General features: G+C 73.3%; 15 protein-coding genes. 8 read left to right on the top strand and 7 right to left on the bottom strand.

The annotated features are described in order from the left end of the window. Both ACFQLX_RS25270 and moaA read left to right on the top strand, forming a co-directional pair. Positions 1 to 523: solute symporter family protein (locus ACFQLX_RS25270; protein WP_386418809.1), on the top strand; the 523-nt coding region annotated here is incomplete at its 5' end. Between the two features lie 123 nt (positions 524 to 646). Then, entirely contained in the window at positions 647 to 1636 is a 990-nt protein-coding gene (gene moaA / locus ACFQLX_RS25265) for a GTP 3',8-cyclase MoaA (protein ID WP_386418807.1), read from the top strand. Positions 1637 to 1711: 75 nt separating this feature from the next. On the opposite strand, the gene ACFQLX_RS25260 is transcribed toward moaA, so the two are convergent. Further along, the gene (locus ACFQLX_RS25260; RefSeq protein ID WP_386418805.1) at positions 1712 to 1957 is read right to left on the bottom strand and encodes a hypothetical protein; all 246 of its coding nucleotides are present in this window, start codon (positions 1955 to 1957) and stop codon (positions 1712 to 1714) included. A gap of 251 nt (positions 1958 to 2208) precedes the next feature. Continuing rightward, a complete protein-coding gene (locus tag ACFQLX_RS25255; protein WP_386418803.1) occupies positions 2209 to 2583 on the bottom strand; it encodes a DUF3099 domain-containing protein in 375 nt (124 codons plus the stop codon). 252 nt (positions 2584 to 2835) lie between these two features. Here ACFQLX_RS25255 and ACFQLX_RS25250 point away from each other — a divergent pair, with 252 nt between their 5' ends. Next, positions 2836 to 3111, top strand: coding sequence for a GlsB/YeaQ/YmgE family stress response membrane protein (locus ACFQLX_RS25250; RefSeq protein ID WP_386418802.1), 276 nt, complete (start codon positions 2836 to 2838; stop codon positions 3109 to 3111). Between the two features lie 73 nt (positions 3112 to 3184). Here the strand turns inward: ACFQLX_RS25250 and tyrS are convergent, their stop codons facing one another. The 3 genes from tyrS to ACFQLX_RS25235 all read right to left on the bottom strand — a co-directional run bounded on the left by tyrS (position 3185) and on the right by ACFQLX_RS25235 (position 7516). Continuing rightward, a complete protein-coding gene (gene tyrS, locus ACFQLX_RS25245) occupies positions 3185 to 4447 on the bottom strand; it encodes a tyrosine--tRNA ligase (protein ID WP_386418800.1) in 1263 nt (420 codons plus the stop codon). 71 nt (positions 4448 to 4518) lie between these two features. Beyond that, positions 4519 to 5913, bottom strand: coding sequence for a metallopeptidase TldD-related protein (locus tag ACFQLX_RS25240; protein ID WP_386418798.1), 1395 nt, complete (start codon positions 5911 to 5913; stop codon positions 4519 to 4521). Between the two features lie 82 nt (positions 5914 to 5995). Then, on the bottom strand, positions 5996 to 7516 hold the full coding sequence (locus ACFQLX_RS25235; RefSeq protein ID WP_386418797.1) for a TldD/PmbA family protein: 1521 nt from the start codon (positions 7514 to 7516) through the stop codon (positions 5996 to 5998). A 292-nt stretch (positions 7517 to 7808) separates the two neighbouring features. On the opposite strand from ACFQLX_RS25235, the gene fabG reads away from it, so the two are divergent. The 4 genes from fabG to ACFQLX_RS25215 all read left to right on the top strand — a co-directional run bounded on the left by fabG (position 7809) and on the right by ACFQLX_RS25215 (position 10848). After that, positions 7809 to 8528, top strand: a complete 720-nt coding sequence (gene fabG / locus ACFQLX_RS25230; RefSeq protein ID WP_386418796.1) for a 3-oxoacyl-[acyl-carrier-protein] reductase — start codon at positions 7809 to 7811, stop codon at positions 8526 to 8528. 5 nt (positions 8529 to 8533) lie between these two features. Beyond that, positions 8534 to 9325 carry an enoyl-ACP reductase FabI gene (gene fabI, locus ACFQLX_RS25225; protein ID WP_386418794.1) on the top strand — a complete coding sequence of 264 codons (792 nt, stop codon included), beginning with the start codon at positions 8534 to 8536 and terminating at the stop codon, positions 9323 to 9325. Positions 9326 to 9432: 107 nt separating this feature from the next. Next, positions 9433 to 10722: an MFS transporter gene (locus ACFQLX_RS25220; RefSeq protein WP_386418792.1), complete on the top strand. Its 1290-nt coding sequence runs from the start codon at positions 9433 to 9435 to the stop codon at positions 10720 to 10722. A 12-nt stretch (positions 10723 to 10734) separates the two neighbouring features. Then, complete coding sequence (locus tag ACFQLX_RS25215; protein ID WP_386418790.1) at positions 10735 to 10848, top strand: SGM_5486 family transporter-associated protein; 114 nt, start codon at positions 10735 to 10737, stop codon at positions 10846 to 10848. A gap of 24 nt (positions 10849 to 10872) precedes the next feature. Here the strand turns inward: ACFQLX_RS25215 and ACFQLX_RS25210 are convergent, their stop codons facing one another. Beyond that, entirely contained in the window at positions 10873 to 11070 is a 198-nt protein-coding gene (locus ACFQLX_RS25210; protein ID WP_386418789.1) for a hypothetical protein, read from the bottom strand. Between the two features lie 304 nt (positions 11071 to 11374). Here ACFQLX_RS25210 and ACFQLX_RS25205 point away from each other — a divergent pair, with 304 nt between their 5' ends. After that, entirely contained in the window at positions 11375 to 11893 is a 519-nt protein-coding gene (locus ACFQLX_RS25205) for a SixA phosphatase family protein (protein WP_386418787.1), read from the top strand. 37 nt (positions 11894 to 11930) lie between these two features. Here ACFQLX_RS25205 and serB read toward each other — a convergent pair whose 3' ends face one another. Next, complete coding sequence (gene serB / locus ACFQLX_RS25200; RefSeq protein ID WP_386418786.1) at positions 11931 to 13133, bottom strand: phosphoserine phosphatase SerB; 1203 nt, start codon at positions 13131 to 13133, stop codon at positions 11931 to 11933. Positions 13134 to 13504 lie beyond the last annotated feature (371 nt).

The following is a 13504-nucleotide window of genomic DNA, read 5'->3' as shown; positions in this document are numbered from 1 at the left end:
CCTGACCCTGGCCTCGTCCTCCTCCTTCGCCCACGACATCTACGCCAACGTCATCAAACGCGGCCGCGCCAGTGAGCGCGAGGAGGTCGCGGCGGCGCGGCTGGCCGCCGTGGGCATCGGCGCGGTGGCGGTCGGACTGGGCATCTTCGCCGGGAAGCTGAACGTCGCCGGACTGGTCGCCCTGGCCTTCGCGGTCGCCGCCTCCGCCAACCTGCCGGCCATCCTCTACAGCCTCTTCTGGCGGCGCTTCAACACCAGCGGCGCCCTGTGGTCCATCTACGGCGGACTGACCGTCTCGGTGACGCTGGTGCTCCTCTCGCCGGTCGTCTCCGGCAAGGCGACCTCGATGTTCCCCGGCGTCGACTTCCACCTCTTCCCCCTGGAGAACCCGGGCCTGGTCTCCATCCCGGCGGGCTTCCTGCTGGGCTGGCTCGGCTCGGTGCTCTCCGGCGACGAGGACCCGGGCGGCGAGAAGTACGCCGAGCTGGAGGTACGCGCCCTCTCCGGCGCCGGGGCGCACTGACCCAGTAGCCGACCCGGTATCTGACCGGTGCGGGAGCGGCGTTGGGGGAGCCGCCGTCCTGCCGCTTGTCGGTGGCCTCGCGTAGGGTGGCGGCACAGTGACATCCGTGAAGGGGCCGCCGACATGCTCATGGACACCTTCGGCCGTCAGGCCACCGACCTGCGGGTCTCCCTCACCGACCGCTGCAACCTGCGCTGCACGTACTGCATGCCCGAGGAGGGCCTGCAGTGGCTGGGCAAGTCCGAGCTGCTGACGGACGACGAGATCGTCCGGCTCGTCGCCCTGGCCGTGACCCGCCTGGGCGTCCGCGAGGTCCGCTTCACCGGCGGCGAGCCGCTGCTGCGCCCCGGCCTGATCTCCCTCGTCCAGCGCTGCGCGGCCCTCGAACCGCGCCCCCGGCTGTCGCTGACGACCAACGGCATCGGCCTGGAGCGCACGGCGGCGGCGCTCGCCGACGCCGGCCTCGACCGGGTCAACGTCTCGCTGGACACCCTGCGCCCGGAGGTCTTCCAGCAGTTGACCCGCCGCAAGCGCCACGCCGACGTGCTGGGCGGGCTCGCCGCCGCCCGCGCCGCCGGCCTCGACCCGGTGAAGGTCAACACGGTGCTGATGCCCGGGCTCAACGACGACGAGGCCCCCGACCTCCTCGCCTGGGCGATCGAGCACTCCTACGAGCTGCGGTTCATCGAGCAGATGCCCCTGGACGCCCAGCACGGCTGGCACCGCGACGGCATGATCACCGCCGGGGACGTCCTGGCCTCGCTGCGCACCCGCTTCGAGCTGACCGAGGAGGGGGCCACGGCGCGCGGCGCCTCCCCGGCCGAGCGCTGGCTGGTCGACGGCGGCCCGCACCGGGTGGGCGTCATCGCCTCCGTCACCCGCCCCTTCTGCCGCGCCTGCGACCGCACGCGGCTCACGGCCGACGGCCAGATCCGCAACTGCCTCTTCGCCCGCGAGGAGACGGACCTGCGCGCCCTGCTGCGTTCCGGCGCCTCGGACGAGGCCGTCGCCGAGCGCTGGCGGGAGGCGATGTGGGGCAAGAAGGCCGGGGCGGGGCTGGACGACCCCGACTTCGTACAGCCGGAGCGGCCGATGTCGGCGATCGGCGGCTGACCGGGGGCTGAGCAGCGGCGCTGATAGGGGACTGAACGGCGGCGGGGGCGGGGTCCTTTCGCGGACCGCTTCCTCCTACGGGCCGGCCTCCTCCGCCTCCTGCCAGTCCGCCAGCGCGACCACGTCCTTGAGGAAGCCCCGCACCCCCAGGAACTGCGAGAGGTGCTCGCGGTGCTCCTCGCACGCCAGCCAGGTCTTGCGGCGCTCCGGGGTGTGCAGCTTGGGGTTGTTCCAGGCCAGCACCCAGACGGCGGGGGCGCGGCAGCCCTTGGCCGAGCAGGTCACGGGGCCGTCGGCAGGCTCGTTCAGGGGGAGGATCACGGCTCCAGCCTACGGGCCGGGCGCAGGGCGCCCGCGGCCACCGGGGCCAGACATGGCGACGCCGGGCAGCCACGGGGGGAGCCGCCCGGCGTCGGTCCGTCGCTCCGACGGGGGATGCGGAGCGCCTACGAAGTATGTCACGGAGGTAGGGGTGTCAGGCAGCGGAACGGCATGATTGATCTGAGCTTTTCTTGAGCTTTGACAGCCGCGCCGCCGACCGTTTCCCCCAACCCCGCCCGCCGGACGGAACGTCAGGAGGGGGACGCGTCGGGCTTGCCCGCTTCCGGTACGCCCTCCGCTCGCCCGCCGCCGTGCTCCGTCGGCTCCAGCGCCGGCCGGACGGGCGTGGGGACGAAGGCGGCGGGCAGCGCGGCCGCGTTCTCCCGGCCCGCGTTGGCGATCACCACCGCGACGTACGGCAGCACGGTGCCCAAGGCCAGCGCCGCGATCGCCACATGGCGCTCCACGTTCCACAGGAGCACCGCCGCCACCACCGCCGCCGCGCGCACGAGCATGGTGATCACATAGCGCCGCTGCCGGCCCGCCACGTCCTCGGTGAGCCCCTTGCGCGCCCCGGTGATCGCGAACACCTCGGGCGCGGAGGTCCTGCCGTGCTTCCGTATCACGTTCCACCACCTGCTTTGACCTGGTCCCCCCACCCTACGCCGCACCGCGCGACCCCCGAATCCAGCACCACGGCGACAAGGGCGGGCGGAGCAGAGGGCAGTCCGGAATGCGTCGAGTAGCCCCTGAATACAGCACCACGGCGACAAGGGCAGGCGAAGCAGAGGACAGTCCGGAATGCGGCGTAGTCCGATCGGACGCACACTGGCACCATCTGCACACCGCTGCATAGGAACCGCCGCATAGGAGGCGACATGAGCTGGTTGTGGGCGCTCATCCTGGGGCTGATCCTGGGCCTCATCGCCCGGGCCATCCTGCCCGGTAAGCAGCACATCCCCTGGTGGCTGACGATGCTCTTCGGTGTCGCCGGCAGCATGCTGGGCAACGCGGTGGCGTCGTGGATCGGCGTGGACGACACCAGGGGCATCGACTGGATCCGCCATCTTCTCCAGCTGGCAGGCGCGGTCGGCGTCGTCGCACTGGGTGCGCCGATGTACGCGTCCTTCCGCGGCAGCAGGACCAGCAGATAGCGGCCGAAGCCCTCGAACGTACGGGCGGGCCGGCGATCCCCGATCGCCGGCCCGCCCGTATGGCGTGCGCGGGTCAGCCGACCTCGACGGCCGCCAGGTTCCGCTTGCCCCGGCGCAGCAGCAGCCAGCGGCCGTGCAGCAGGTCGGAGGCGGCGGGGACCTCGTCCTCGGCGGTGACCTTGACGTTGTTCACGTACGCGCCGCCCTCCTTCACCGTCCGCCGCGCGGCGGACTTGCTGGGCGCCAGACCCGTCTCGGCCAGCAGGTCGACCACCGGGGCCAGCTCGGCGACCCTGGCGTGCGGCAGCTCCGAGAGCGCCGCGGCGAGCGTCGCCTCGTCCAGCTCCGCCAGCTCGCCCTGACCGAAGAGCGCCTTCGAGGCGGCGATCACCGCGGCGCACTGCTGCGCCCCGTGCACCAGGGTCGTCAGCTCCTCGGCCAGCGCGCGCTGGGCGGCGCGGGCCTGGGGGCGCTCGGCGGTGAGCTGCTCCAGCTCCTCCAGTTCCTCGCGGCTCCGGAAGCTGAGCATCCGGGCGTACGACGTGACGTCCCGGTCGTCGGCGTTCAGCCAGAACTGGTAGAAGGCGTACGGAGTGGTCATCTCCGGGTCGAGCCAGACGGCCCCGCCCTCGGTCTTGCCGAACTTCGTGCCGTCCGACTTGGTCATCAGCGGCGTGGCGATGCAGTGGGCCGCGGCCTCCGGCTCCAGTCGGTGGATCAGGTCCAGGCCGGCCGTCAGGTTGCCCCACTGGTCGCTGCCGCCCTGCTGCAGGGTGCAGCCGTGGCGCCGGTAGAGCTCCAGGAAGTCCATGCCCTGCAGCAGCTGGTAGCTGAACTCCGTGTAGCTGATGCCCTCCTGGGACTCCAGTCGGCGCGCGACCGAGTCCTTGGTCAGCATCTTGTTGACCCGGAAGTGCTTGCCGATGTCCCGCAGGAACTCGATGGCCGACATGCCGGCCGTCCAGTCCAGGTTGTTGACCATGGTGGCCGCGTTCTCACCCTCGAAGGACAGGAACGGCTCGATCTGGCCGCGCAGCCGGTCCACCCACGCCGCGACGGTCTCCGGGGGGTTGAGCGTGCGCTCCGCGGTCGGCCGCGGGTCGCCGATCTGGCCGGTCGCACCGCCGACCAGCGCCAGCGGGCGGTGGCCCGCCTGCTGCAGCCGGCGCATGGTGAGCACCTGCACGAGATGGCCGACGTGCAGGCTCGGCGCCGTCGGGTCGAAGCCGCAATAGAACGTGACGGGACCGTCCGCGAGGGCCTTGCGCAAGGCCTCCTCGTCCGTGGACAGGGCGATGGCCCCGCGCCACTTCAGCTCGTCGACGAAGTCCGTCACGATCGTGTGCTCCTAGGTTGGGGGGTTGCAGTCGGCTGCTACGAGGTTACGGGGTGCGGACCACCCCTTTCTCACACGCCCCGGCTCACCGAACTCATGTTGAAGTCCGGCACCCGCAGCGCCGGCATCGCCGCCCGGGTGAACCAGTCGCTCCACTCGCGCGGCAGCGTCTGCCCGGTGCGGCCCGCCTGCGAGGCGCGGCCCAGCAGGTCCACCGGCGATTCGTTGAAGCGGAAGTTGTTCACCGCGCCGGTGACCTCGCCGTTCTCCACCAGGTACACCCCGTCGCGGGTCAGCCCGGTCAGCAGCAGCGTCGCCGGGTCCACCTCGCGGATGTACCACAGGCAGGTCAGCAGCAGCCCGCGCTCGGTGGCCGCGACCATCTCCTCCAGCGAGGCGGTGCCGCCGGCGTCGAGGATCAGGTTGTCGATCTCCGGGGTCACGGGCAGTCCGGTCAGCCCCGCCGAGTAGCGCGTGGAGAGCAGGTTCGCCAGCGTGCCGTCCTTGATCCAGTCCGTCGGGCCCAGCGGCAGTCCGTTGTCGAAGACGGAGGACTCGCCGCCCGAGGCGTGCGCGACGGTGAACGGCGCGCACTCCAGCCCGGGGGCGGCGGGGTCGCTGCGCAGGGTCAGCGGCAGCGCCGACAGCTTCTCGCCGATCCGCGTCCCGCCGCCCGGCCGGGAGAAGACCGTGCGGCCCTCGTGGGCGTCGCGGGCCGAGGCCGACCAGGTCAGGTAGATCATCAGGTCCGCCACCGCGCTGGGCGGCAGCAGCGTCTCGTAGCGCCCGGCCGGCAGCTCGACCTGCCGCTCGGCCCACGACAGGCGCTGCGCCAACTCCGCGTCCAGCTCCGCCGGATCGACGTCGGTGAAGTCGCGCGTCGCCCGCCCCGCCCACGCCGACCTCGTACGGTCCGGGGACTTGGCGTTCAGCTCCAGGGTGCCGGTGGGCTGGTCGTGGCGCAGGCGCAGGCCCGTCGACGTACCGAGGTAGGTGGACGTCATCAGGTGGTTGGCGAAGCCGTACAGCTCGTGGCCGGCCGCGCGGGCGGCAGCGAAGGTCGCGCCGAGCCTGGGCGCGAAGGCGGCGAAGACGTCCGAGGAGGTCTCGGCGGGGGGCGCGGTGAAGTCCGCCGAGGCGGGGGCGGCGGTCACCAGCGGCTGGGCGTCCTGGGCGGGACCCGCCTCGCGGGCGGCCTGCTCGGCGGCCCGTACCAGGGACTCCAGCTCGTCCGCCGTGACGCCGGAGCGCGAGACCACGCCGGAGGCGGTCCCCTGGGCGCCGCCGACCGTGGCGATCACGGTGAGGGTACGGCCGCGGGTGACGCCGTTGGTGGTCAGCGCGTTCCCGGCCCAGCGCAGGTTCGCGGACGACTGCTCGTCGGCGATCACCACGCACCCGTCGGCGCGCGACAACTCCAGCGCCCGCTCGACGACCTCGTGCGGCTTCACGGCTGCGGGGCTCATCGGCCGGCCTCCTGGGTGGTGTTCAGACTGTGCTTCTCCGGGGGGCGGCCCCCGGACCCCCGGTGGGTCGGGACGTGCGTGGTCATCGGCCGGCCTCCTGGGTGGTGTTGAGGATGTTCACGTTGCGGAAGAGCGCCGAGGGGCAGCCGTGCGAGACCGCCGCGACCTGGCCGGGCTGCGCCTTGCCGCAGTTGAAGGCGCCGCCCAGGACGTACGTCTGCGGGCCGCCGACGGCGGACATCGAGCCCCAGAAGTCGGTGGTGGTCGCCTGGTAGGCGAAGTCCTTGACCTGGCCGGCGAGTTGCCCGTTCTCGATGAGGTACGCGCGCTGGCCGGTGAACTGGAAGTTGTAGCGCTGCATGTCGATCGACCACGACCGGTCGCCCACGACGTACAGCCCCCGCTCCACCTCCCCGATCAGCTCCTCGGTGGACGGCCCCTGCGGCGCCGGCCGCAGCGAGACGTTGGCCATGCGCTGGACGGGCACGTGGGCCGGGGAGTCGGCGAAGGCGCAGCCGTTGGAGCGCTCGAAGCCGGTGAGCCGGGCGATGCGCCGGTCGAGCTGGTAGCCGACGAGCACCCCGTCCCGTACCAGGTCCCAGGACTGCGCGGCCACGCCCTCGTCGTCGTAGCCGACGGTCGCCAGCCCGTGCTCGGCGGTGCGGTCGCCGGTCACGTTCATCAGCCCGGAGCCGTACCGCAGCGTGCCGAGCTGGTCGAAGGTGGCGAAGGACGTCCCCGCGTAGGCCGCCTCGTAGCCGAGCGCGCGGTCCAACTCCGTGGCGTGGCCGATCGATTCGTGGATGGTCAGCCACAGGTTCGAGGGGTCGACCACCAGGTCGTACGTCCCCGCCCGCACGCTCGGCGCGGCCAGCTTCTCCGCCAGCAGGCCGGGGATGCGGGCCAACTCCGCGTCCCAGTCCCAGCCGGTGCCGGTCAGGTACTCCCAACCCCGGCCCACCGGCGGTGCGAGGGTGCGCATCGACTCGAACTCGCCGGAGGCGGCCACCGCGGTGGCGGTCAACTGCGGGTGGACGCGCACACGTTGCTGGGTGGTCGTCGTACCGGCGCTGTCGGCGTAGAACTTGTTCTCCTGCACGGCCTGCAGCGAGGCGTCCACATGGTCCACGCCCTCGGCACCGAGCAGCCGCCGGCTGAAGTCGGTCAGCAGGGCGGCCTTCTCGGCGTCCGGCACGTCGAAGGGGTTGACCTCGTACGCCGACACCCACGTGGCGTCCGCGTGCACCGGCTCGGGCGCCAGCGACACCTGCTCGTCAGACCCCGCGGCCCGGATGACCTCCGCGGACAGCTGCGCCATCGCCACCGCCTGCGAGGCCACCTTCGCCGCGCCGTCCATCGTCAGGTCGACCCCGGAGGCGAAACCCCAGGCGCCGCCGTGCACGACCCGTACCGCGTAGCCGAGATCGGTGGAGTCGGAGGAGCCGGCCGACTCCGCGTCCCGCAGCCGCCAGGAGGCGCTGCGCACCCGCTCCAGCCGGAAGTCGGCGTGCTCGGCGCCCAGCGCCCGGGCCCGGGCGAGAGCGGCATCGGCCAGCGGACGCAGGGGAAGCGCGAGGAAAGCCTCGTCGATCTGATGGGGCACGGGGGTCCTTTCGCTCACGGGCGGGAGGGCGCGAGGGGGCCGTATCAGGCGGATGGCAGAGAGCAGTCAAGCACGTGGGGGCGGGGGAGGGATACGGGATAAGAGCGGCGCCGGCGGCCGGTGCGGCCACCCGCCCGTTGTAGGGATCGAACAGTCGCCCGCCGCCCCTCCTGTCGCAGGCCGATGGCCGGGGGTGCCCCCGTGCCCGATAGGTTTCCGGTATGCCACCGGGCGGTCCGCCGCCCCGGAGGCATGCCCGACCTCGACCGACCTCGACCGAAAGGGTGGGCCCGTGAGCCGCTCCGTACTCGTCACCGGTGGCAACCGGGGCATCGGCCTCGCCATCGCCCGTGCCTTCGCCGACGCGGGCGACCGGGTCGCCGTCACGTACCGCAGCGGGGAGCCCCCGGCAGCCCTGCTCGAACAGGGATGCCTCGCGGTCAGATGCGACATCACCGACCCGGAGCAGGTGGAGAGCGCCTACAAGGAGATCGAGGAGAAGCACGGCCCGGTCGAGGTGCTGGTGGCCAACGCCGGCGTCACCAAGGACCAGCTGCTGATGCGGATGTCGGAGGAGGACTTCACCTCCGTCATCGACACCAACCTCACCGGCACCTTCCGCGTGGTCAAGCGCGCCAACCGGGGCATGCTGCGCGCCAAGAAGGGCCGCGTCGTGCTGATCTCCTCCGTGGTGGGCCTGCTCGGCTCCGCGGGCCAGGCGAACTACGCCGCCTCCAAGGCCGCCCTCGTCGGCTTCGCCCGCTCCCTCGCCCGCGAACTGGGCTCGCGGAACATCACCTTCAACGTCGTCGCACCGGGCTTCGTCGACACCGACATGACGCGCGCGCTCAGCGACGAGCAGCGCGCCGGCATCGTCGCCCAGGTGCCGCTGGGCCGCTACGCCCGGCCGGAGGAGGTCGCCGCCGCCGTGCGCTTCCTGGCCTCCGACGACGCCTCGTACATCACTGGAGCCGTCATTCCCGTTGACGGCGGATTGGGCATGGGTCACTGACCACCATGAGCGGAATCCTCGACGGCAAGCGCGTCCTCATCACCGGGGTGCTGCTGGAGTCATCCATCGCCTTCCACACCGCGAAGCTCGCGCAGGAGCAGGGCGCGGAGATCATCCTCACCGCCTTCCCCCGCCCGACGCTGACCGAGCGCATCGCCAGGAAGCTGCCCAAGCCGGTCAAGGTCCTCGAACTCGACGTCACCAACGCCGAGCACCTCGACGGGCTGGCCGAGCAGGTCCGCGCCGAGCTGGGCGGCCTGGACGGCGTCGTGCACTCCATCGGCTTCGCCCCGGCGGACGCCCTGGGCGGCAACTTCCTCAACACCCCCTTCGAGTCGGTCGCCACCGCGATGCACGTCTCGGCGTTCTCGCTGAAGTCCCTCGCCATGGCCTGCAAGCCACTGATGGCGGAGTACGACGCCGAGACCGGCACGGGCGGCGGCTCGATCGTCGGCCTGACCTTCGACGCGCAGTTCGCCTGGCCGCAGTACGACTGGATGGGCCCGGCGAAGGCCGCCCTGGAGGCCACCAGCCGCTACCTCGCCCGCGACCTGGGCAAGGACGGCATCCGCTGCAACCTGGTCTCCGCCGGCCCGCTCGCCTCGATGGCCGCGAAGTCCATCCCCGGCTTCTCGGACCTGGCGGCGGTCTGGGACACCCGCTCCCCGCTGGCCTGGGACCTCTCCGACCCCGGCCCGGCCGGCCGCGGCGTGGTCGCGCTGCTCTCGGACTGGTTCCCCAAGACGACCGGCGAGATCGTCCACGTGGACGGCGGCCTGCACGCCATCGGCGCCTGAGGCACCCCGCGCATACGGGCGCCCCGCACCGGCCGGTGCGGGGCGCCCGTATGTCCAGGACGTGGACCCCGGAGCAGTTCGTTGTATACAGCAGGCATTATGGGGGGATGAGTTCCACGCCGATCCGGCGCACGGCCGCGCCCCCGTCCTCCCCGGCGATACGCACCCCGGCCGCCGGTGCGCGCTGGACACGGCCGCTGCTGGTGGTCGCGCTGCTGCTGGCGGCGCTCAACCTGCGGGCCGGCATCGCCGCGCTCGGCGCCCTGCTGGAGGAGGTGCGCGCGGGCGTGGGGATGAGCCCCACCGTGGCCGGGCTGCTCACCTCGATGCCGGCGCTCTGCTTCGCCCTCTTCGGCAGCCTCGCCCCGCGGCTGGCCCGCCGCTTCGGGCCGGTGGGCGTGGTGGGCGCCGGGCTCGCCCTGATCACGGCGGGCCTCGCCCTGCGCTCCCTCGCCGGCGGTACGGCCGCGTTCCTCGCGGTCAGCGCGCTCGCCCTCGCCGGCATCGCGGTGAGCAACGTCCTGATGCCGGTGATCGTCAAGCGCTGGTTCCCCGACCGGATCGGCCCGATGACCGGGCTGTACTCGATGGGCCTGGCCCTGGGCACCGCCGCTGCCGCCGCCGCGACCGTGCCCGTCACCGACGCCCTGGGCGGCGACTGGCGGCTGGGGCTCGGGCTCTGGGCCGCGCTCGCCGCCGCCGCGCTGCTGCCGTGGGCGGCGGCAGCCCGTACCGACCGGGCGGGCCGCGGGGTGCGGGAGATGAGCGCCCTGGAGGCGCCGATCCGTATCACCAGGAGCCCCACCGCCTGGGCACTGGCGGTCTTCTTCGGCTTCCAGGCCACCGCGGCGTACGTGACGCTGGGCTGGCTCCCGCAGATCTTCCGCGACGCCGGCGTCCCGGCCGGCACGGCGGGAGCGCTGCTCGCCGTCGTGATGGGGATGGGCGTCCCGGTCTCCTTCGTCCTGCCGCGCATCGCGGCGCGGATGGGGCACCAGGGGCCCATCGTCGTCGTCCTCGCGGCCTGCGGACTGGCCGGCTACATCGGACTGTGGCTGGCGCCGGCGGCCGGCGCCTGGGCCTGGGCGCTGCTGCTGGCCGTGTCGAACTGCGCCTTCCCGCTGGTCCTCACCCTCATCGGGGTACGCGCCCGCACCGGCGCGGGCGTGGTGCGCCTGTCCGCCTTCGTCCAGAGCACGGGCTATCTGATCGCGATCCCCGGACCGCTGGTCGTCGGCGCGCTGTACGAGCGCACGGGCGGCTGGGACGTACCCCTGGCCCTCCTCGCGGCGCTGATGGCGGGGCAGCTGGCGGTGGGCCTGCTGGCCGGGCGCGACCGGGTGGTGGAGGACGAGGCGGGAGTCGGACCCGCAGGCCGGCGCACCGCCGCCGGATGAGAGGATGAGCGCATGTCCGTACTCGAACCGAACCCCCAGGGCGGGCAGCGCAAGCTGCTGCTCATCCTCGCCGTGATCCTCGGGATCACCGTCGTCATCGGCGTCGCGGCCAGCTTCCTGGCGTAGGCCCGGGCGCGGCCGGAGCGGCGCTCAGCGCAGCGCGGACAGCGCGTCCGCCAGCCACGCCAGCAGCCGCAGCAGCGGCTCCTCCGAGGACGCCGCGCCGGCGGGGGAGCCCAGGGCGTACAGCAGGGCGGTGAACATCGCGGCCGGCAGGGCGACGCCCCACCACCGCAGCCGTGTGTGGAGCGGCCCGGTCACGGGCCTGGTACGGGTCGTGGCCGTCATGGGTCCCCCCGAGAGTCGTCCTCCATCGACTTCGAACGTACGCAACGCGGCCGGGTATTCCCATCAGGTGACCCACCCACTCGACCCTGACACCAGCCCCCTAGGGGACGGTGGGGTTATCCCCACCCCGCGTCCGCGCGAAGCCGCCACCGGTCCGCCACCGGCCGTCCGCGAGCCGCCCCGCCTTCCCGCCGCCCGACGCCCGCGACCCGAATTACGCGCCGGGCGGACGGAGTTCACCCCTGGCGGGCGAGCATCCCCACACCGGCCGCACGGCATAGGAATTCATGCGAACCTGGGACGTATGAGCGCCGAAACACCCCGTAGCCTCGTCATCCTGCGGCATGCCAAAGCGGACTGGCCGCAGGTCTCCGACCACGACCGCCCCCTCGCCGAGCGCGGTCGCCAGGAGGCCGCCAGCGCCGGCCGCCGGATCGCCGCGCTGGAGTCCGCTCCCGAACTGGCCCTGTGCTCCACGGCCGTTCGCGCCCGCGAGACCTGGAAGCTCGCGGCGCCGGAGCTGGGCAGGCGCCCCCGGACGGTGTACGAGGACCGGATGTACGAGGCGTCACTCGGCGAGCTGATCGCCCTGATCAACGAGACCCCGGACGAGGTCCGCGACCTGCTGCTCGTCGGCCACAACCCCGGTATGCACGCCCTCGCCGACGCCCTCGCCGGGACGAGCGAGGGGGACGCGGCGGCGCGGATGCGGCGGACGGCCTTTCCCACGGCGGCGCTCGCGGTCGTGACGTTCGACGGCGACTGGAAGTCCGTCGAGCACGGCGTCGGCGCGCTGACGGAGTACTGGACCCCGCACGCCTGACCGGCCCGCACGTCTGACCGGCCCGGGCGCCTGCGGCTCACTCCGCCACGCCCGCCGCCTCGACCTCCTCGCGCGTGATGCCCAGCAGGTAGAGCACCGTGTCCAGGAAGGGCACGTTCACCGCGGTGTGCGCCGCCTCGCGGACCAGGGGCTTGGCGTTGAACGCCACGCCGAGCCCCGCCGCGTTGAGCATGTCGAGGTCGTTGGCGCCGTCGCCGATCGCGACCGTCTGCGCCAGCGGCACCCCCGCGGCCGCGGCGAAGGAGCGCAGCAGCCGCGCCTTGCCCGCCCGGTCGACGATCTCGCCGGTGACCCGGCCCGTCAGCCTGCCGTCCACGATCTCCAGCGTGTTGGCGGCGGCGAAGTCCAGCCCCAGCTCCTCCCGCAGCGCGTCCGTGACCTGCGTGAAACCGCCCGAGACCACTCCGACCTGGTAGCCGAGCCGCTTGAGCGTACGGACCAGGGTGCGCGCCCCCGGCGTGAGCCGCACCTGCGCGCGGACCTTCTCCACCACCGAGGCGTCCAGCCCCGCCAGCAGCGCGACGCGCGCGTGCAGCGACTGCTCGAAGTCCAACTCCCCGCGCATCGCCCGCGCCGTCACCCCGGCGACCTCGGCCTCGCAGCCGGCGTGCCCGGCGAACAGCTCGATCACCTCGTCCTGGATGAGCGTGGAGTCCACGTCCATCACCACCAGCCGCTGCGCCCGGCGCTGCAGCCCGGCGGAGACCACGGCGACGTCCACGCCGAGGGCCGAGGACTCGGGCGCCAGCACGGTGCGCAGCTCCCCGGTCGGGACGCCGGAGACGGCGAACTCCACCGCCGTCACCGGGTACTTGGCGAGGCGGAAGATGCGGTCGATGTTGCCGCCGGTCGCGGTGATCGCCGCCGTGACGGCGGCGGTGGCCCCGGCCGTCAGCGGATGGCCGAGCACGGTGACGTGCGAACGCCCGTGCCCGCGGGGCGGGTTGTCGCCGGTACCGGAGAGGATCTCCGCCTGCAGGCCGACGGACTCCGCCCAGCCGTGCACGGTGGCGCGCAGTGCGCCCTCCGTCGCCACACCGGTCGCGGGCGCGGTGACCAGGGCGCAGAGGGTGATACGGCCGCGGGTGACGGTCTGCTCGATGTCCACGACGTCGAGGCCGTAGCCGGCGAGCGTACGGAAGAGGCCGGCGGTGATGCCGGGCCGGTCCCGGCCGAAGATCTTGATCAGCAGCGTGGGGGCGTCAGACGATGCGCTCATGAGGGGCCAACCTACCGGCGGGTGGTCGCCGTGAGCGCTCGGGTCCGAAGGATGGGCAGGTCGCGGGCCTCAGTAGCGCTCGCCGGGTGGGCCGGCAGGCGGCGGGGGAGGGCCGTCCGGGCCACCGGTCGCGTACGGGTTCGGCTGGCCGTTCGACCCCGGGGCGGCGGGGGGCGGTGCGTACGGGCCGGTGCGCGGCGGCTGGTACGGGCCCGGTCGGCCGGTGTGGCCGCCGGCGGGCGGCGCGGCGTACGGATTGGGCTCGTCCGGCGCTTTGCCCGCGGCGTTGCGGTAGGGGCCGGGCGGATACACGGGCGCCGCACCGGGGCCACCGCCTGAGGGGCACGCCGGCCGCGCTTCCCGAGCACGTG

The sequence above is a fragment of the Streptomyces polyrhachis genome (assembly GCF_042663125.1).
Classification (GTDB): Bacteria; Actinomycetota; Actinomycetes; order Streptomycetales; family Streptomycetaceae; genus Streptomyces; species Streptomyces polyrhachii.
Note: the sequence above shows the minus strand (reverse complement) of the source record. Positions and strands in the feature narration are given on the sequence as shown.